We start from the raw sequence: 19,664 nt of genomic DNA on the forward strand, positions 1-19,664 counted from the left end.
TACTTCTTTTCTTATGCTATACTGATGTTATAAGACAGTTTGTAAGGAGGGACTTCAGTGGCACAACAGTGTATGGCAAGAATTCGCTCCTATTATGCAAGGTTAAGTGCAAAAGAAAAAAAGGTAGCGGATTACATTTTACAAAACCCTGAAAAAATTATTCATATTACGATTAACGAACTGGCAGAAGATCTGCATGTTGCGGATGCAACGGTATTTCGGTTTTGCAAACGAATTGGATTTAAAGGATATCAGGCGATGAAAATTGCCCTCGCTTCTGAAATTATGGAACCGATTCAACAAATACATGAAGAAATTTCAGAAAATGATGATGAAAAAACCATCACCAAAAAGATTTTTCAATCCAATATCCAGACGCTCGAAAATACACTGCATTTACTCAATGAAAATGCGCTTCATCAAGCTGTGTCCCTGCTTCTTCATGCAGCGAAAATAGAATTTTACGGTGTCGGCGGCTCTATGGTCATTGCTATGGACGCTTATCATAAATTTATCCGCACAGGAATTAAAGCGTTCTCATTCGTCGATTCCCACTACCAGCTGATGTCCGCTTCCCAACTGACAGAAAAGGACGTAGCTGTTGTGATTTCGCACTCCGGAACGAATAAAGATACGATTAATATTTTAAAAACAGCGAAAAAAAACGGGGCAAAAACGATCGGTATCACAGGCTATCCGAAGTCGTTTATAGGCCAGAATGTCGATGTTGCGCTATTCACAAGCTCCGAAGAAACGGATTTTCGTTCTGAAGCCCTTTCTTCCCGGATTGGACAGCTGAGCATTATTGATGCCCTTTATGTAAATATCATGGTACTCAACAAATACAATGCGAATAAAGCACTCGATAAAATCCGCGACTCCATTTCTGAAACGAGAATTTAACCGGCTTAGCAGACGGTTACTCAATCGTCAAAATGAAAGCCTTTTCTACGAGAGAGGCCATAGGAAAAAAATGTGGTTTTTCTTTCAAACAACTCCCACAGATAAAAGTGGTTTCTTTACTACTTACATTATGTACAGTGGTATTTGTTTTCATGCAGGAGCTTTGCATGCAACTGCGTTAAAAAGAAAGTACTTCTGTCTGACCAATATTTTGCTTGATCCCCATAGCAGCTCTTTTCGTTCAAATAAGAAGGAATTTTCCCATTCACCAAGAAATAAATAGCTGTACAAGCGATTCTGTTTGCACGATTCCTTGGGGAAAGGGCGGCTGAAATGGATCAACATATTCGAATGAACAGGTTCCAGGGCACGGAAGTAAAAGCCACAGTAGAGGGATTGCAAATGCTGCAGCAATTATGTGAGGATGAAGCCGCTAAAAGCGAAGTTCCGGAAAGAAAATCTTTTTATGAAGGAATGGCGCTTGCCTACTCGACGATTGAGCAGAAGGTAAAGGGACATGCAGAGTATATACAGCCTGAATTTATTGAACGTTTGTTTGATGCCATGAATAAAGTAGAAAATACACCATCAGCGAAGCATGATTATACGGAAACTTGTTCTTTTTGTGAAAAAAGCAGAAATGAAGTGGATGCGTTAGCATTAGGACCCGGAGTTTCCATCTGTATAGAGTGTCTGGATTTCGGCAAAGAAGTGATTGAGTCACAACCCCAGCAAGCTGTAGAAAACACGCCAACAGCAAACACATCTTATACGGAAACTTGTTCTTTTTGCCAAAAAAGCATCAGTGAAGTGGGTGTATTAGCGGTCGGGCCAGGTGTTTCGATTTGTGCCGGCTGTTTGGAATTTGGCAAAAACGTTATTTAATCAAATTCATTATATGTATGTAAAATCATAAAAAAAGCCCTGGATTCCCAGGGCTTTTTTCGATCTTTACTCTTCACTTTTATTAAACGAACATGCTGACGATCAAGACACCGGCAAATGCCGTAAAAGAAAGAACGGTTTCAAGAACCGTCCATGTTTTAAACGTTTCTTCGACAGTTAATCCTAAATATTCTTTTACCATCCAGAAGCCTGCATCATTTACATGAGAGAACATTAAGGAACCAGCGCCTGTTGCAATAACAAGCAGTTCAAGGTTTACATCCGGCATACCGGCAATGATCGGTGATACGATACCTGCTGCTGTTGTAAGAGCTACCGTGGCAGAGCCGGTTGCAATCCGGATTAAGCCAGCAATCATAAACGCCAGTAAAAGCGGCGACAGAGATAACCCTTGTGACATATCACCAATTGTTGCGCCTACTCCGCTGTCAATCAGAACTTGTTTAAACGCACCGCCCGCTCCAATAATTAAAAGAATAGAGCCAACTGGCAGAATGCATTCTTCTGTAAATCTCTTGATTGTATCGCGGTCCATCCCCTGACGGAAACCGAGGAAATAGTAAGCAGCGAAACAAGAAATTAAAAGGGCAACAAGCGGACTGCCGATAAAAGCTAAAATCTGTTCGGCTTGGCCAGGCAGTCCGGCATACGGCGCTGCGGTGCCAATGATCATCAAAATAACAGGCAATAAAATAGATAAGAATGAAATTCCTACGCTTGGAAGAGAAGCAGGATCTTTTTGTTCTACCGTTACTAAGCTCGGCTCTCCTTTTGGCATAACCCGCTTATAAATGAACTTTGCAAACAAAGGACCACTGATAACACCAGCTGGTAGTGCAATGATTAAAGAGTACAGCAGTACCTTTCCTAAATCAGCGCCATAAATGCCGATTGCTGCAATCGCACCTGGATGCGGAGGCACAAGGCCATGCACAACAGATAAGCCAGCGATCCCTGGCAGTGCAATCAATAAAATATTTTTCTTTGTAGCTTTTTGAATCGAAATGACAAGCGGCAGCAAAATTAAAATGCCGACTTCAAAAAAGACAGGAATCCCAATGATAAACCCTGAGAAAAACATCGCCCACGGAAGTTTTTTCTCACCGAAAACCTTTACAAAATAGTTGGCAATCTGCAGTCCGGCACCGGATTCAGAAAGCATTTTCCCCAAGATCGTACCAAGGGCTAAAATACCAACTAAATGCCCCAGTACCCCGCCGACTCCCGTCTCATAAGCGCTTACAATTTTGTCCCATGATAAACCGGAAAGAACAGCTAAAAACAAACTGGCTACGGTTAAACTAATAAACGCATGCCATTTAAACCAAGAAACGCCGATAATAACGAGAACAATTGATAGCAGCGTTACAATTAATAAATAAGCGTCCATTGAAATACCACCTTTATACTGTAATACGTTTCCGGTTGATAATGTAAGCATTTTCAACCGATGGACTCATTATACGAAAAAATATTTTTAAAATCAACAATAATACAGAAAAAATATTTCTTTATTTTAGGCTTAAAGAGTGAAATGATAAAAATTTTTTAAAATTTCTCTTCTTTCTGCTGCCTGGGTACTCGAGCAGCTGAAAAAAGCTGGTGCAGTTTACCATCATTTTTTTTCGGCATTCCTCTAAGATGGTAAATAGGGCGTCTCTTTTCAATCGGAGTTCTGCCTTTATTTTTGATCATGCTAAAAAGGCCCTTGCGTAATAAATATACGCCAAGGCTTTTCCAATTAAAAAAGAAGATTGGTTTGTTTGCTTTTCGTTTGTCAGGCCGTTCTCTGGATCAACCCGATCATCTGCTTCACGATCAGCAATATCATGTTATGAGCCTGACTAAAATACGAGAGGCATATCGAAATCAGGCATACCCATGCTATTTAAAAGCTGCTTCCTTTAAAATGGTTTGGAGAATTTCATTCCATATCTGTTCTTCTTCTGTAAGAAAATGACCTCCACCCTTTATATAATGGGATGTAACAGCTGAAAATCGGCCAGCCATCTTTTTCACTTCACTGACAGGTGACAATGTATCCTCTTCACCATGCCAAATATGAACCGGAACCTGAATATTGCTAAGGTTGAATCCCCAGTTTTCCGTCAGCAGCCTTGTTTCGTATAAAGCACCTTCAACTCCCTGACGGTAGGCTTCTTTTAAATGAAGAATCGTACTGTCGAGTACCTCCTCTTGCGTTAGCTGGCGGTTGTCCCATTCCGGTAAATGCCGTCCTCCTTTTTGGAGGGCTGCTTTATACTTGTCAGGATCACGATCTATCATTTTTTTCTGGGAACTATTGATCTTTTTTAATATCCATGGAGCATGCTTAGACAGAAAAAAAGCAATTCGGTTTTCTTTTGACATATTTTTAGGGGGTTTACCCGCATGAAAAGGGGTCGCTGATGAAACAAGTACACACAATCGAGTTCGTTCAGGAAAGCGATAAGAAACAGCTGCTGCATAAGCACCTCCTCCAGACACCCCTAAAACAGAAAACGACTCTGTCTTTAAAAAATCAGCCAGTTCGGCTATATCGTCTGCCCAGTCGAGAACACTGCGATGCTTTTTTTGATCGGATAACCCGTATCCTGGCCTATCGGTCGCTATAAAACGGATACCAAACGTATTCGCTATGTCATCATCTTTTAAAAACCAAGTTCTTGAACCCGGTGTGCCATGAAACAAAAAAACCGGAATCCCCTGTTTGTCCCCATACTCCCAAAAGCCAAGCTTTCTTCCATCCGACAGAGTCATCATGTTCTCTTGCATTCCCTTTCTCCTTTCGCCTTCTTTCTCTGCTCATTTTATTCTTTTTTCTGGTACATATCTGTTAAAAAGGTGAATCATTTACTTTTTTGTGAATTTTCATTTTAAAAAATGACATTTTGGAGCTGTTTTTGTAAAATGATAAATAGACTTTTGTTGATTTATTTTTGTTTACCTTTTTATTAAGAAAAGCAGAAAAAGGCAAACCAGTCGAAAGGTTGGGACGCAAAGTTTCAGATCTACGGTCGAAAGACTAAGATGGCTGAACTGCCTCGTAATCATAGAGGAGGAGCAGGCAAGTTGCGTAAAATAGACATTGCGGATGAGTATTTAATAGAAGCTTACATGGATGCATTACGTTTAAAATTAACGCCTGATTTTATTTATCTGCTTGAAACAGAAATGGCGGCAAGAGGACTTATTTTTGTAGGCCCGCCCTCTTTAGAAGCTTATGTAGCTGTAACTAGCAGGTAGTTTGCTTTTTTCTCTCGTAAGCCGCCTCACCTTTTCAGACAACTAAGAAACCTGGTTTGTTGTACTGTAAAGGTTTCAAATCTATAAATCTATCAAAATTGTTTCACGTGAAACATATTTTAAGAGATTTATTATTTAATAGAGGGAAATCATTATTGGAGAATGGCTTTGCAATGGATTAAATGTTCATTCTTTAAAGATGAGACACGTTTTTTGATAGGGATTCATAGATTTATACATCATCTCGTCAGATATCGACGGAAAGTGCGGATCTTCCAGCTCCTAAATCTAGTATATTACATTTTAAATTATGACTGTTCTTAATAGCCGGTAACACCGCGAATAGATGGTGCCTTTATGAAAGGGAAGGGCTGATCAAAACTTGATTCAAGTATATATGCTGCATGCGATATGCCGACATGTTAACAACTAATCAAAATTTCTTTTAAGCGATCGTGGTGTCATCATCCAATAAACATAAAGAAAATTAAGCGCTCCATACATATATACTCCTTACATAGAAGGAAACCAGCTATATCCTTTTTATTTATCCCGTAAATCGACACCTTAGAAGAGGTCTGCCCCCTGGTCGCAGAAACAGGTGCTTGTATATAAACCAAGCCCTGTTTCTCTTTCCCATTTTGTCACTTTCGCAGCAGCTTTAAGAAACAGCTGTCCTATAATGTCTTGTTATTGAGGAATAAGGATAACCTAATGTTGTTTTCACTGAAAGAGCTTTTCGTGCATGATTTACTGGATATTGAAGACAAACGACAGGCTCAGCAGAAAAAAGATCTGCTTAAATGAAAATTTTTTTACTTTTGTTAATGAGAGTCTCACGATGGGTCTTCTAGTAAATCAATGTTCTGACATTCCATTAAGCAACAGAAGATCCCACTGGTTTACTAGCTGATCAAACGGGGCCCTTATGAAGGCAGGAGTAGTATTTTTTGAACTACCGCCCACTTACCTGACGGTTGAAGTGGGGATTCCTAGGCAAGAGGATCTTCGACCCCCAGTAATCAGGCTAACCCCGTATTCCAACGGTTTTATGACCAAGCTTAAATAGACTGAAGTGAAAGAAGCCGAAAGGCTTCTTTTTTAATATTCAGGCTCGCATTCAGGTCTCGGTCGTGACGCACACCGCAGGCCGGACACTCCCACACCCGGACAGCGAGATTTTTCACCTCCTTATGCTGGTAGCCACACCCGGAACAGAGCTGGCTTGATGGGAAGAAAGGATCGACTTTTATAATCGTCCGTCCATACCACTTCGCTTTGTAGGCGAGCATTTCGTTGAACCTTGACCATCACGCATCGTGAATCCCCTTGCTTAGTTTTTTGTTTTGGATGAGCTTCTTTACTGACAAATTCTCCACTGCGATCACTTGGTTTTCATGAACGAGCCTGGTCGTCAGCTTGTGAAGAAAATCTTCTCTTGTGTGTTTGATTTTTTCGTGCAGTTTAGCAATCTGGGCTTTATTTTTTTCCCACGATTTCGAACCTTCTTTTTTACGTGCAAACGCACGCTGAAGAAAGGCTAACCGCTTTTCGTATTTTTGATAGTGTTTCGGGTTGGCAATGAATTCACCGTTGGAGAGCACGGCAAACTCTTTTAATCCCAGATCAATCCCAATGGCATCAGCTGTGCTTGCTTTGTAAGGCGAATATGGCATCTCGCAGATAACTGCAATCGAATACCGGCCGGTGCTGCTTCGGCGCACGGTGACACGCTTAATGTTTCCTTCGATATCACAAGACTTTGAAAAACGAATCCAGCCGAGTTTCGGCAGCTGAATGCGATTGTCCACGATTTAAATATTGTGATTTGTCATTTTGGTTGTGTAGCTTTGGACCGGGTTTTTCTTGCTTTTGAATGTCGGATGGCCCTTAAAGTCATACGCCGTTGGCGTATAGCCTTCTGCACATTTTTTAGCGGCTCGTTTTTTTAATTCTTTTTTCGGCTGTTCCTTATATTTTTTGAATCCTTCGTACTGATATTCGATGCTTGCCTGAAGAGCGATACTGTCAGAACCAGACAACCATTTGAACGTTTCTTTTAGCCCAGGGAGGAGCTTTTTAGCAGCTGTTTCCATATACCGTTTTTTTGTTTTTTCGAAACTCTTGATGTTTTCATTTAATATATAATTGTAGACAAACCGGCAGCAGCCGATCGTTTGGTTAATCAGTTGTTTTTGCTCGTCACTTGGATGGATTTTAAACCGAAAGACTTTAAAATGAAGGTTCTGTTTTTCATCTTTTTTAGTTTTTATTATTTTCCTCACCCCCGCGAACGTTTGTTCTTAATTTAATTATACTATTTTAGCAATACAGCGTTCAAGGAAAAAGAATGACTGAAAGAGCAGCGATTCATCCCCCACTTAGCAAGCTTGAAGTGGGGGTGTTCTCGCCGAAGATGATAAAAAGTCTACGCAGTTTGTAGAAATGTCAAACCATGTAGCAGAAATGAAAAAAAGCTGCAGTGGCTGCTACAGCTTTTTTCATTTCTTTTAAATAAGAATGGTTTTGGATCGCCCCTGTTTATTTTCAAGAAATCGTATATGGGGATTCTTTATCAAACATTAACTTCTTCATATAAGGGAAATAGGGAAAAGAAGAGAAGCTTCCTTCGTCTCGTATATGGTTAGGTTTAACTATAAACTCTTGGTAGGCTTTTTTATTTATTGGTGCTAATTTGTCTAAGCCGTAACCGTTATAGTATACAGGCTTTTCACCCTGAACATTCATTGCACATCCCCCTATTGTTTTCAGCTTATTTCATTTATATGCTAGACTTTTATTTACTATTCATTTTCATTGCAGTAAATCCTCTTCTTATGCCCAATGATAAATGTTCACACAAAAAAGCCCCTGGCTAAATAGGAGCTTCTTTTCATATCTTTATATCGCCTTCAAAATATACATGTATACAAATATACATGTATACAAATATACGAATATACATGTATACAAAAGATTAAAATAGCTATTCTTTCTTGTCCGCCCTGCAGGCAGTTTAAGAAGGATTGGTCGGCTCTGAGTAAAATTCAACCAGATCTCCTCTTGCTAATCCATTTGTGTATTCGATAATACGGCCTGACATATCGTGGGTTGTGCCTTGAATCCATAAACATGGGCTTTCCGGTTTAAGCTGCAGCAGTTTGCTTTCAGATGAGTTAGAGTAGGAAATTTTCATGCGTTGTTTTTGTTTTTTCAATTGGATTCCATATTTCTGGGCTAATACCTCGTACAAAGAAGCATTATCCTCCATGTATTTTTCAATTCCTTCGCAATATTTATAAGGAATCTGGCTCAATTCAATCGCAATGGGAATTTCATCTACAATTCTCAGCCGTTTCAAAGAAAAAACTTCTTCTCCTACATCAACATCAAGAACTTTTGCTAGATGTTCATCTGCTTTTTCGAAAAGCATATGTATTTTTTTTGTAGAAGGCTTAAACCCTTTATCAATCATTCCTTTTGTAAAGCTGTTGACGGTGATAAAGTTCCATCTGATCCGGCGGTTTGCCACAAACGTGCCGACCCGCGGACGCCGCTCGACAACCCCTTCTCTTTCTAAAAGGTCAATGGCATGGCGGATGGTCATTCTGCTGATTTTTAATGTTTCGGACAGCTCTCTTTCAGAAGGGATTTTATCACCGTGTTTTAACTTTCCGCTTTTGATTTCCTCGAGCAGCATTTCCCTTATTTGCTGATAATAAGGCGTATTCTCTTCTGATTTATTCAACATCTTTACCACCAACTTCGTCCATTATATAAAAATGACTTTCTTGTTATATCAGTATATATTAGATAGAACATATTGAGAAAGAAAACGGTTTATTGGAAAAAGGATAAGTGTTAGAAAAAAGCGGTTCCTTTGGAATAAGGAGCCGCTCTGCTTTTTCTTATGCTGGTTTATTCTTTCTCCTTACCAATCCACATGAAAACGGCCGAATGTTTTTCGGGTAGGAACAGACGTTACAAATGAATCTCCATCTACTTCTTTTACGACACGAATTAATTCCGACCATTCAATATTAATAATCACACACAGCAGCACCGTTCTTTCCGCATCACTATATGCCTTCCAGGAAGTGATGCCCCGGTTAAAAAGACGGTTTAATGTAGAAGAAATTTCATCTCCCTGGTCCGTCACAATCAACACCGTGCTTTTTTCAGCAATACTCAAAATCGCATCATATGTTTTCGTGCCGACAAAAAAAGAAATAATGGTATACATAGCAGACTGGGCATCGAATAGGAGCGCTGAAATTAGGACGATGCACGCACTGAAAATCAGCCCGAACTTTCCTATCGTTATATTAAAGTACTTGGCCATCACCCGGGATAAAATGTCCAAACCGCCAACAGATCCACCCAGCCTCAAAATAACGGCAGCGCCGATTCCTGAAATAATAGCACCGAAAACCGCATTCAGCATCACATCTTCTGTCCATATCGGCTCAACCGGTATCCAATCAAAGAAAATGGAAGAAACGATCACCGAATAAATAGTATACACAATAAACTTTTTGCCAATATGAAGATACCCAAGTACAAGCAGCGGCACGTTGAATAAAAAATACTGAGTACCGATTGGCCACCCAAATAAATGATAAAAAATCACACAAATACCACCCAGTCCGCCAGCCAGAAGTTCAGCTGGCGTCAGCAGCTGATTGGTGCCGAATGCAAATAAGAAGCAGGCAATTGTCAGGCCTGTCAGTTCCCCTGCTGTTTTAAAGTGTTGGATCGGTTTACTGAAAAAATAAAGATTTCATCATCATGCCCGCCTCCTTTTTACCAAAACGGATCTACACTTCCTTATGGGTTTGAAGGTTCCGAGTAAAATTCCACTAAGTCTCCTCTTGCAAGCGTTTGTGAAACTTCAATCGGTTGACCTGATTCTGCAAATGCCTGCCCTTCTATGGATATACAAGGACTTAAATCAGGAACTCCCAACAATGTACTTTCGGACTGGGAAGCCAGAGATATTTTCATATATTGTTTTTGGCGGATAAGCTGGATATCAAAATATTGATGGAGTACATGATAGAGAGAAACATTATCTTCCATATAATGTTCAATTTGAGGGCAGTATCGATAAGGGATTTGGCTGACTTCAATGGCTAATGGAATATTGTCCACTTTGCGAAGCCGTTTCAAGTAAAAAAGCCGCTCACCTTCTGACACTTTTAATTGCTTTGCCGTCTGTGCGTCTGCTTCTCTTTCCTCCATAATTAATGTTTTGGTGGAGGGAGCCCGTCCTTTATCCTGCATGCCTTTTGTAAAACTGTTAACGGTAACAGTGTTCCACCGGATTCGTTCATTTGTAATAAAAGTTCCAGCCCCCACCCTCCTTTCTACAAAGCCTTCTCTTTCAAGCATCATAACCGCATGCCGGGCTGTCATCCGGCTTACTTGATAGATATCTGCAAGCTCTCTTTCAGAAGGGATTTTATCTCCGTAGCTCAATTTCCCGTTTTTTATATGGTTAATAAAGACTTTTTTTAACTGCTGGTAATAAGGAATGTCTGCTTCCTCGCTTTTCATGATGTCCTCCTTCCACGAAAGCACGGCTTTGCATTCTACTCACAGCATGTGTACTTTTATAAAATGTTTTCTGCTTCTTTTTTAGGAACGCCATATCCGAAAGCGCCATAGAATTCACAAGTGGCGGCTGCAGCTTGTGCGGCTTTTTGTAAAGCGGAGGCCATATCCCGATTCTCGTAATAGTCAACCAATGTCATGGCAATAAAAGAATCGCCTGCTCCGAGTGTATCGACAACAGCTGCTGGAACGATTCCCTGCTTGTACAGCTTTCCATCTGCCAAAGCGATCGCTCCTTTTTCTCCTCTTGTCATAACACAAACAGCTGCGCCTAACTCGTTTGCCCGGTGAAGCAGACGAATGCCTTCTTCTTCTGTCAGCTCACTCCCCGAAAAAAACGCGTAGGTTACATGCGGGCAGAGAAGCTGCAGGTAGTCTTCTTCATATTTAAATGAAAAATCAAACGAAACCGGAATGTGCTGGGATAGTAAAGCAATATCGGTTTCTGTATGACTATACATACTGCTATGCAGAATATCATGCTGCGCAATGTAGGCAAGATCCTGTTCATTAAAATTCAGTCTGACCGATGACTGAACGCCTCCCTTATTCGATCCGACAAATACACGGTCTAGCTCTTCTGTTAACGCAATAACGGATTCGCCATTTGGTCCACATACCTGCCGGACGGTCGAGATATCAATGTTTTCTTCTGTTAAGCTCTCCAGTAAATGTGCCGCGGAGCGGTCATTTCCGACAATCCCCATATAGGAAGCAGCGCTGGCTCCGTATCTCTTGGCCAGCACAGCTACATTCACTGCATTGCCTCCAGGGAAAATTTCCTCGCGGTCTTTGTAATAATCGACAACGTTATCGCCCACTCCAATGATTTTCATGTTCAGCACCTCTTTTTTAATGATTCATTTAAACAGCTATAAAATGTTACACAACATTTCTGGAAATGGTATTTAAAAATCGCTTAATCCGGTCATTGTTGTTATTGATATGGAAGAAATGATGGGCCGGTTCATCCTGTACGATGACGCCCTGGTCAATAAAAATAATCCGGTCGCCTACTTCCCGCGCAAAGCCCATTTCATGTGTCACAACGGCCATGGTCATTCCTTCATTCGCCAGTTCTTTCATTACCAGCAGCACTTCGCCGACCAATTCAGGGTCCAAAGCGGAAGTTGGCTCATCAAAAAGAAGGATTTTCGGTTTCATGGCAAGGGCCCTCGCGATCGCAATACGCTGCTGCTGGCCGCCCGAAAGAGCATGGGGGTATTGATCACGTTTATCCGCAAGCCCTACTTTTTGTAAAAGACGCTCCGCTTCTAAAATAGCCGTTTCTTTCTGGACTTTGCGTACGCGCATAGGCCCTTCAATGATATTTTCTAATACCGTTTTATGAGCAAACAAATGAAATCCTTGAAATACCATACCTACTTCTGCCCGAAATTTGCTCAGCTCTTTTTCTTTTCTTGGTACTTTTTTGTTTCCAACGGTTCGATACAGAATCGATTCCCCTTCAAGCAATACGTCTCCTTCTGTCGGAAATTCCAGCGCATTCATCATACGCAAAAATGTACTTTTTCCGCTTCCGCTCGGCCCAATAATCACGACGACCTCTCCTTTTTGAATAGAGAGATCAATGCCTTTAATCACTTCTTTGCCATGAAAAGATTTATTAATGTTGGTTACTTGTAACATGGTGAGCCGCTCCTCTCTTTTCTAAATAATCCACAAACAAAGACAATGGATAGTGAAGAACCCAGTATACAATAGCGACCATCGTAAAGATTTGAATGTTTTGATACGTAGAAGCAGCCAGCAGATTTCCATTATGCATCAGTTCCGTCACTGTGATAACCGCAGCAAGAGAAGAGTTTTTAATTAACACAATGGCCGAATTTCCAATCGCCGGAATCACATTTCGAATGGCCTGTGGCAGAATGATCCGCCGCATAGCCAGGGAGTAGTCCATCCCAATTGCCTGGGCAGCTTCCATCTGTCCTTTTGGAATTGATTTGATGCCAGCCCGAAATGTTTCAGCTAAATACGCACTTTCATTAATAGAAAGAGCGACAATCGCCGCTTGAAAAGCAGTTAGGGATATGCCGATATCCGGAAAAACAAAGTACACATAAAGCAGTTGGACAAGAAGAGGTGTGCCGCGGACAATACTAATATAGAAATTGCAAATTCGGTTGATGGTTTTGTTATGTGTGATTTTACCTAATGCAACGGCAAGCCCGATGATCAAGGAAAAAATTAAAGAGATGGCTGTTAACTGAATTGTAATCAGGGTGCCCTCAAGCAGTCTGGGGCTAAAAAGAACAATATTTGACCAGATTTCCTGCATATCTATCCGCTCCTTTTATAGATTACAGCAGGCAGAACCCTTCCTGATGACAGAAAGGATTTTCCTGCTCAATACCCGTTTTGCTACACTTACGGCTGCTCCCATTCTACTCCCCATTTTTCATAGATAGAGGTCAGCGTTCCATCTTCTTTCATCTCTGCAATAGATGTATTCAGCTTTTCAACAAGAGCGGTGTTCTCTTTTGACACACCAAGTCCGATTTCACCAGATAAAGAAGGTACATATTCGTCTACAATGCGATAGGTCATGTTTGGATTTTGGCTTTTCATGTACGTAAAAGCCGGTTTATCGGCAAGAGCAGCATCAATACGTTTCGATTCAATATCTTTCAGCAAATCAGCCAATGTTTGGTAGGTTTTAACTTCGAGATTCAATTCAGGGCTTTGTTCTTCCAGCATGTCTTTAAACGATGTGCCCATTTGAACGCCGATCGTTTTATTTTTTAAGTCTTCAAGAGAAGCAGTGGTTTTGTCGCCTTCCTGAACAATCAGCCCTTCTCCAAATCCAAAAACCGGATCAGTGAAGTTAATTTCTTTTTTTCGTTCATCGGTAATATACATGCCATCCACAATCACATCCGCTTTGCCTGATTGTAGAGAAGGAATGAGTGAATTCCATTCGCCTGTTACGATTTCCATGTCCATATCAGCCCGCTTTGTTGCTTCCTTGGCAATGTCAATCATAAATCCTTCTATCTCATTCGTGCTTGGGTTTGTTGCATTAAACGGATATCCACCGGCTGTTGTAATAACTTTCAGCGTATCACCGCTCGCTGACGCTTGCTCTGCTTTTTCTTCCGTATTTCCGCAGGCGGCGAGTATCCCGACCATCAATAGTAAAGAAGCCAAACGTACCTTTTTCATTTTCCATCCTCCTCTACATTTATATCCCCCACTTTGGTATAGACCAAAGTGGGAAAGTGTTTAATACGCTACCGTACGATAATAGCGGCGTGTTTCTAAGGAATGCCCTCTTTGCTTTTCTAAATGAATGCTGACTCGCTGCAAAGCGGTGGCCAATACGAGGGGAGCTAAATATTTTCTAAATTCTTGGCTGATTCCATCCAGCGGGTAATCAGCTGTATCAAAAATGCTCAGCTTCTTTGTATATTTCTCCGCAAACCGCTCCACGCGCTCCATTAATGGGCGTGTTTCATCTTCACATTTCAAGAGAATCATACTTAAGTCTTCTTCTACTAATTCGATTGTGCCATGGAAAAATTCAGCGGCATGAATGGACTTTGTACGAATCCACTGCATTTCCTCCAGCACGCACATCGCATAAGCATATGTACGGCCCCAGGCAGTACCCGATCCAACGAGCATATGATAGTCTTCATTTTTATAACGAGCTGCAAAGTCTGCTGCTTTAGGATCTGTTAATTCTTTTACTTTAATCAGCTGCTCTGGAATGGTTTGAAGCTGATCGATAAATGTCTCATACTGCTCAAATTCCCCATGATTATGAATAAGACGAAAAACAAGCATATACATTTGTAAATTAATTGAATCGGCAGCAAAATCGTTTTCTGCATAGTTGGCAATTGGATAATCCACAAGGCCGGCAAGCGGTGTTCCCATTTCACCGACTAACCCAATAGAGGTTACCCCATGCTGTTTACAATATTCCGCAGCGGCTACGGTTTCTTCTGTTGTACCAGATAAAGAAGATAAAATAACGAGCGACTCTTTTGTAAACTGTTTATGGTTTTGAAGCATGAATTCTGACGCAATTTCAGCATAAGAAGGAATCGTTGAAAGTGAGTTGAGCATGTATTCAAAAGGATACATGATAGCAATGGATCCGCCTGATCCAAGAAGAAAAATGTTTTTAAAACCTTTTTTTGAAATCTCATCAGCAGCCTGCTCAATCTGGCTTCTTAAGGAAAGCGCTCCTTCCGTAACCTTTAAATACCTTTCTTGACTGAAATTCAACATATTATCCACTCCTTTTATTTTTTGGTATATACCAGAAAATCTATTTTGGTATATACCACAATTCCCATTTGAAATTCTTTGCTTCCGTTTTTTAAGGAATACCTTCATTATGCAGAGGTCGATAAGCGTGCACAATGAATTTGTCAGATTTACTGACGTTATTTCTGAAAACTCGAAACTGTTTAAAGGACTTGGTGTTGAACACATTATATTAAAGCGCTTTCTTTTTTGCAATATTTTTTTGTGTAAAGGAAAAAGCAAATAGCACAGATCGTGTATATATGTATATCAATATACATATATACAATGATACATATATATCCATATACAAGAATACTTGTAGATTGGTATATATGTATCATTGTATATCAGTGAATAGAAAACGGGCGGATCCGTTTGGATAAAGGGCTGAATCACTCTTGAGCTGCTATAAAAAAGTGACCTGCTGCTGGTACCTGTATCCTTGGCATGCAAGCATGGCTGCTCTGCTTTTCTGATTATGTAGATTTAATCCGGGAACTTTCTTATACGAACGGAATAGTATCCGTTTCTTTTTAAAAAAGGAATGCTGCTTAACTCCTCTATATCTCCTCTCGTCTCGAACGAGTGAAGGAACAAAAAGCGGGCGATCAGATATTTTCTAAACGAGAGAAAATCAAAAACTATTTGTCACGATTAGCACACCATAGTGTCCATACATCAATATACTGTTTAAACTTTATTAGAAAACGGAATTATTCTCTTGCTATTGAATATAAAAAAAGAAGCAGAACGATTTCTTACATGCGCATACTATCCCATTTTACAGTGCGGCCTTAAGTAAGGATCTTCTTCACTCTTTGTGGATAAAGAACCTGGTAAACACGACGCCCTGCCCCTACAGCCTGGTTTTGGCTTTATACTTCAGTACAACAAACAAGGGTCGTGCGCTATCTTGTTGAGTAATACTTCCCCCTGTGCTTATAGTCAAAGGGAGCGTTTTAAGAACCATCATTTCTTTATTAAGCAGGTTAAGTCCAACTTGTTTCATAAAATAGCTGATCCTACGCATCCTTCTGCTTTTGTCAGTAAATTTTAAACATAAATGCAGAATTTTTAGTTGAAAAATAACAGTAAAATATTGTATTCTAAATAAAGTAACTATTTAAAAAACTGTATTTTTCTCATCAAAAAAACATGATGGTATCCTATCTTATTTGCACCCTTAATAAACCTGCTTCATAGTAGGCCATAATAAAATGACGCTTTTTTATTACATTATTTATGAAACACGGCTATATCCTCGTTTTCTTCAAAGAAAACAAGCGCGCACTACTCTACTACAGACACAAAACCGTTCTATACTTCTTGTAAAAGCCAGCATTCTATTGAAAAGCAGCCACTTTTACTCTCGTTTCACGATTAAAATTAAGCAGCTGTAAATAACCATATGCTTTTCTCGTAAACATGCAGCCACGAACCACTTCATATGCAAACATATTTTCTCTGTTAAGAAACCATTATAAAAGCAAATAGTTAATTTCTACATTCTGCTGTTAATAAGGAATTTCGTCTGGATGAAATTGAATACGCTGATCTTCTTTTTGCATTAACTGATTAATTTGTTCCTGCCAGCTTTGTCTGCTGACTTCTTTAGGAGGAATTGTGCTTTCTTCCTCTTCTTCCAGCCAGTTAAAAATCGTTGGATGACTGGTGAACGTTTCTTCGCGTTTTTTGTATGTAAACATGCGTACAAGAGTGCCATAGAAATAACCATTAAAATCTTTTCTAATTTTTCTTTGCTTATGAGCGAATACAGATTGTTTAAATGCTTCAATTACCATTTCTTCATAAGACTCAAGCACTTGAGAAAGATTAAACTTTTTATAAGCAAGTATAGCTTTGCCCCACAAATGGTAGATGTCCGCTGCTTCATCAAAAAATGGTTTTACAGCTTTGATAAATGTTTGTGGAACGTTTTTCGGTGTAAAGGTGTAACCGAGACGATTTTCCTTACGTAAGATCTTTAAAAGATTTTTATTAAAAGATAAATACTTGGTAGAAACTTTTTTTGGCTGTTCAGCCTTACTCTCACAAGGGATTTCAGCTTTTTCAGCTTGGAAATCAGCTTGGAAATCTGGCAGTTGAAGAACTTGTTTCCAGTGATCGAAATAAGGGTGAGCTGTGAATAAATGAATGGGTGCACTAAGACCGTTTTGTGTGCTGGAGCGCCGATAGATCGTTTGAATCACCCCATGATCCCGAAGTTTTTTCGAAATATTGCGGACTGTTTTATCCGTAACGCCATACCGGGCGGCCAGGTAGTCATCGCTGGCAAAAAAGAAGCCTTTCTCTGCTGCAAACCAGCACATCATATCGATCGCTTTTCTGGTCCCTTCTTTTAAGCGGTAATACCGATCACCGTAGATGGCTTCAACCATTTTTAAAAGTGTTAACTTCATATCCTGCTGTTCCTGATGTGTTTTAGCGAACGGAACATAATCGTTCATCTCTTTAAATTCACTCACTGAAATTACTACACTTGCAGTCATGCTATTTGCCTCCGTTTCCAGAAAACAAAAAGGCGCATTTACCGTTTATCGGTAAACACGCCGTCGATCTGCAACAGAAAGATACCTCTTGAAAATACCGTCTATTTATCGTAAAATAAACATATAAATAGAGGTATTCAAGAAGGTAAAAGCAGGTGTTTACCGTGGGTGGTTCACGGTGAATGGTTGTAAAGATGTTGGTAGCATCTTTGCAACACGCTTTTGCCTTTTTATTTTTTAGTTTTCATTTTTGTAGATTCTCTGCTGCCCATTTTGTTGTTTGGTTGTGGACAACTGTTGATATTTCAAATTGTAAACAATAAAAACCCGCACTGCAATAGGGTTTGGGGCGGTTTTGCAATATGGTAAATATGTATATGCAAATACATGTATACGAGTAACTATGTATATAAAATAGAATGATTGAAAAATGTATACATGTATACATTAAGACGCTTCAACCCTTGGTACAATAGGGTTTTTCACTGTGGATAACTTTGCTCACCTTTTAACATTGTAGATAAGTCTACAAAAGTATAAGTAGATAAATCTACTTATCCACACATCTATAAATCTACCGTTTTATTTTTATTCACTTGTGGATAAAAAAAGAGCCCTTTTTGGGCGATTTTGATGAAAAAAATAAAAGATACCCCCAATTATCTGGGGGTATCTTTTATTTTTTTCGGCTGGCATAGATGTCGAGTATTAAAGAATACTGTTTCTTTTGTTCTTTAGTAAGGTAGTTTGACTGGTATTCTTCTACTAAGATCTCCAATAGACTGTCGACGCTTTCTGCAATCCCTAATGTAACCAGGCCATTCAGCTTTTCTTTTGTTGTCGTACTAACCCGAACGGTTGTCGTTCCCGGCTGCTGCACTCTTTTTGTTTGCGTTTCTTTCTTTTCCGGCGGTGTTGTGTCTGTAGCGATGCTAGGTTTATTAAAACTATCATTATCAAGAGAAAAAGTCGTGTTAGGCGTAATTTGCTTGCCTCTGTTTAAGAGCTTATTGGGTTTCTTCTTTAATAAATCAGACATTATTAGTCACTCCTACTTCTTGTTCCCAGCGCTTAAGAAATTCTTCTGTTACTTCGCGATAGCTTTTCATGACTTTTTTGTCGTGCATGTCTTCATCTGAAATCCCGGTAATATCGTAGCGTTTCAAGCGTTCCATATTTTTTACGAGCGTTTCAAAAATATTGTGCTCACCAAAAATCTCTTTTGCGTTTTCGAGTGTAGCAATATCCACAGGCGCACCATTTTTCAATAAAACAGGCAGGATACCCAGGATATCCATATGGGCATCATAGTCATCAATCAATGATTGAAGATATTTTGTAAACATTTCAGCACCCTGTAAGCTGCGCTCCTGGGTTTGAAGAACGACTACTACGAAATCAGAAGCATAAAGAGCCGAATCCGTAATATCCGAGATCGTTGGCGGTACATCAATAAAGATAAAATCAAAATCTTTCTTTAATGGTTCTAATAATGTAGAAAAGTATTGTACACGGTCTAAATTATTAGGGAATTTCTTTTCCAGAAACTTTGGATAAAGAGCAAAGTCACTGAAGCTTGGAAGCAAATATAGATTTTCCTTTACTTCTGTCACGATACTAGATAAATCTTCTGCTTGAATAGCTGTCATAAGAGTCCGGTCAAAAGAAACAATTTCATCCGATATAAGCGCTTTTGTACGCAAATAAAGGCTCGTTGCATTCGCTTGGGGATCCTGGTCGCTGAGTAAAACTTTATATCCCATGTTTGATAGTGTGTAAGCAATCATCGTGCTGTTCGTTGTTTTGCCCGTCCCACCTTTAAAATTTCCAAAAGTAACGACAGTACATGGTCTCGACATTGTAGGCACTCTCCCTTTTTATCTACAATATACATGTAGACATTTGTTATAGTTAAAATCATCATATCACTTTTTTATTGCTAAGTCTTGTTATAATTGAGTTTTTTATAGTAAGCGGGCTGCAAGAAAGCCGAATATACATATCTACAAATATATTCATATACAAAAATACACATATACCCGTATATCCATCTACTTGTATACGTACTTTTGAATGGAGGAATGAGTAAGGTCCTCTTCTATACCGTAATCATAAACGACTGCTAGTCTGACTTTTATGTTCCTATGTCATTAAGATCTAAGTAAAGTTAGCATAGCTCGTGTACAAGTAATGGAGAGGTATCGT

The 19,664-nt window shown here is 39.7% G+C and carries 19 protein-coding genes, 1 pseudogene and 1 riboswitch; of the genes and pseudogenes, 3 read left to right on the forward strand and 17 right to left on the reverse strand.

All coding sequences use genetic code 11. The features are described 5' to 3' along the window. Positions 1–57: 57 nt before the first annotated feature. Together RRU94_RS02805 and RRU94_RS02810 are read left to right on the forward strand one after the other, a co-directional pair. Positions 58–903: a MurR/RpiR family transcriptional regulator gene (locus tag RRU94_RS02805; RefSeq protein ID WP_315691721.1), complete on the forward strand. Its 846-nt coding sequence runs from the start codon at positions 58–60 to the stop codon at positions 901–903. A gap of 333 nt (positions 904–1,236) precedes the next feature. Next, entirely contained in the window at positions 1,237–1,788 is a 552-nt protein-coding gene (locus tag RRU94_RS02810; RefSeq protein WP_315691722.1) for a ClpX C4-type zinc finger protein, read from the forward strand. A gap of 82 nt (positions 1,789–1,870) precedes the next feature. Here the strand turns inward: RRU94_RS02810 and RRU94_RS02815 are convergent, their stop codons facing one another. Together RRU94_RS02815 and RRU94_RS02820 are read right to left on the reverse strand one after the other, a co-directional pair. Further along, on the reverse strand, positions 1,871–3,199 hold the full coding sequence (locus RRU94_RS02815; protein ID WP_315691723.1) for a GntT/GntP/DsdX family permease: 1,329 nt from the start codon (positions 3,197–3,199) through the stop codon (positions 1,871–1,873). A gap of 494 nt (positions 3,200–3,693) precedes the next feature. Next, entirely contained in the window at positions 3,694–4,584 is an 891-nt protein-coding gene (locus tag RRU94_RS02820; RefSeq protein ID WP_315691724.1) for an alpha/beta fold hydrolase, read from the reverse strand. Between the two features lie 187 nt (positions 4,585–4,771). Next, a riboswitch (cyclic di-GMP riboswitch) is annotated at positions 4,772–4,856 on the forward strand. Positions 4,857–4,881: 25 nt separating this feature from the next. On the opposite strand from RRU94_RS02820, the gene sda reads away from it, so the two are divergent. After that, the gene (gene sda / locus RRU94_RS02825) at positions 4,882–5,055 is read left to right on the forward strand and encodes a sporulation histidine kinase inhibitor Sda (RefSeq protein ID WP_251272573.1); all 174 of its coding nucleotides are present in this window, start codon (positions 4,882–4,884) and stop codon (positions 5,053–5,055) included. A 1,061-nt stretch (positions 5,056–6,116) separates the two neighbouring features. On the opposite strand, the pseudogene RRU94_RS02830 reads toward sda, so the two are convergent. The 15 genes and pseudogenes from RRU94_RS02830 to RRU94_RS02900 form a co-directional block, all read right to left on the reverse strand. Continuing rightward, positions 6,117–6,353 (reverse strand): annotated as a pseudogene (locus RRU94_RS02830) (zinc ribbon domain-containing protein); the annotation flags it as partial. 12 nt (positions 6,354–6,365) lie between these two features. Next, complete coding sequence (locus tag RRU94_RS02835; RefSeq protein WP_315691725.1) at positions 6,366–6,866, reverse strand: RNA-guided endonuclease TnpB family protein; 501 nt, start codon at positions 6,864–6,866, stop codon at positions 6,366–6,368. Between the two features lie 3 nt (positions 6,867–6,869). Beyond that, a complete protein-coding gene (locus RRU94_RS02840; protein WP_315691726.1) occupies positions 6,870–7,340 on the reverse strand; it encodes a helix-turn-helix domain-containing protein in 471 nt (156 codons plus the stop codon). A gap of 262 nt (positions 7,341–7,602) precedes the next feature. Further along, a complete protein-coding gene (locus RRU94_RS02845) occupies positions 7,603–7,803 on the reverse strand; it encodes a hypothetical protein (protein WP_315691727.1) in 201 nt (66 codons plus the stop codon). A 268-nt stretch (positions 7,804–8,071) separates the two neighbouring features. Next, positions 8,072–8,806: a GntR family transcriptional regulator gene (locus RRU94_RS02850; RefSeq protein WP_251272576.1), complete on the reverse strand. Its 735-nt coding sequence runs from the start codon at positions 8,804–8,806 to the stop codon at positions 8,072–8,074. A gap of 180 nt (positions 8,807–8,986) precedes the next feature. Further along, positions 8,987–9,811, reverse strand: a complete 825-nt coding sequence (locus RRU94_RS02855; RefSeq protein WP_315691928.1) for a YitT family protein — start codon at positions 9,809–9,811, stop codon at positions 8,987–8,989. A gap of 71 nt (positions 9,812–9,882) precedes the next feature. Further along, positions 9,883–10,611 carry a GntR family transcriptional regulator gene (locus tag RRU94_RS02860; RefSeq protein WP_315691728.1) on the reverse strand — a complete coding sequence of 243 codons (729 nt, stop codon included), beginning with the start codon at positions 10,609–10,611 and terminating at the stop codon, positions 9,883–9,885. Between the two features lie 56 nt (positions 10,612–10,667). Continuing rightward, entirely contained in the window at positions 10,668–11,504 is an 837-nt protein-coding gene (locus RRU94_RS02865) for a PfkB family carbohydrate kinase (RefSeq protein WP_315691729.1), read from the reverse strand. Between the two features lie 46 nt (positions 11,505–11,550). Next, positions 11,551–12,318, reverse strand: a complete 768-nt coding sequence (locus RRU94_RS02870) for an amino acid ABC transporter ATP-binding protein (protein WP_315691730.1) — start codon at positions 12,316–12,318, stop codon at positions 11,551–11,553. Then, complete coding sequence (locus RRU94_RS02875) at positions 12,296–12,970, reverse strand: amino acid ABC transporter permease (protein ID WP_242234328.1); 675 nt, start codon at positions 12,968–12,970, stop codon at positions 12,296–12,298. The genes RRU94_RS02870 and RRU94_RS02875 overlap by 23 nt, the downstream gene beginning before the upstream one ends. Positions 12,971–13,059: 89 nt before the next feature. Continuing rightward, entirely contained in the window at positions 13,060–13,854 is a 795-nt protein-coding gene (locus RRU94_RS02880; RefSeq protein ID WP_315691731.1) for a substrate-binding periplasmic protein, read from the reverse strand. Positions 13,855–13,914: 60 nt separating this feature from the next. Continuing rightward, positions 13,915–14,928, reverse strand: a complete 1,014-nt coding sequence (locus tag RRU94_RS02885) for an SIS domain-containing protein (protein WP_315691732.1) — start codon at positions 14,926–14,928, stop codon at positions 13,915–13,917. Between the two features lie 1,535 nt (positions 14,929–16,463). Further along, positions 16,464–17,459, reverse strand: a complete 996-nt coding sequence (locus RRU94_RS02890; protein ID WP_315691733.1) for a transcriptional regulator — start codon at positions 17,457–17,459, stop codon at positions 16,464–16,466. Positions 17,460–18,135: 676 nt separating this feature from the next. Then, positions 18,136–18,498, reverse strand: coding sequence for a DUF5388 domain-containing protein (locus tag RRU94_RS02895; protein WP_315691734.1), 363 nt, complete (start codon positions 18,496–18,498; stop codon positions 18,136–18,138). Continuing rightward, positions 18,491–19,318: a ParA family protein gene (locus tag RRU94_RS02900; protein ID WP_251272584.1), complete on the reverse strand. Its 828-nt coding sequence runs from the start codon at positions 19,316–19,318 to the stop codon at positions 18,491–18,493. The genes RRU94_RS02895 and RRU94_RS02900 overlap by 8 nt, the downstream gene beginning before the upstream one ends. Between the last annotated feature and the right edge of the window lie 346 nt (positions 19,319–19,664).

It is taken from the genome of Domibacillus sp. DTU_2020_1001157_1_SI_ALB_TIR_016 (assembly GCF_032341995.1).
Lineage (GTDB): Bacteria > Bacillota > Bacilli > Bacillales > Domibacillaceae > Domibacillus > Domibacillus indicus_A.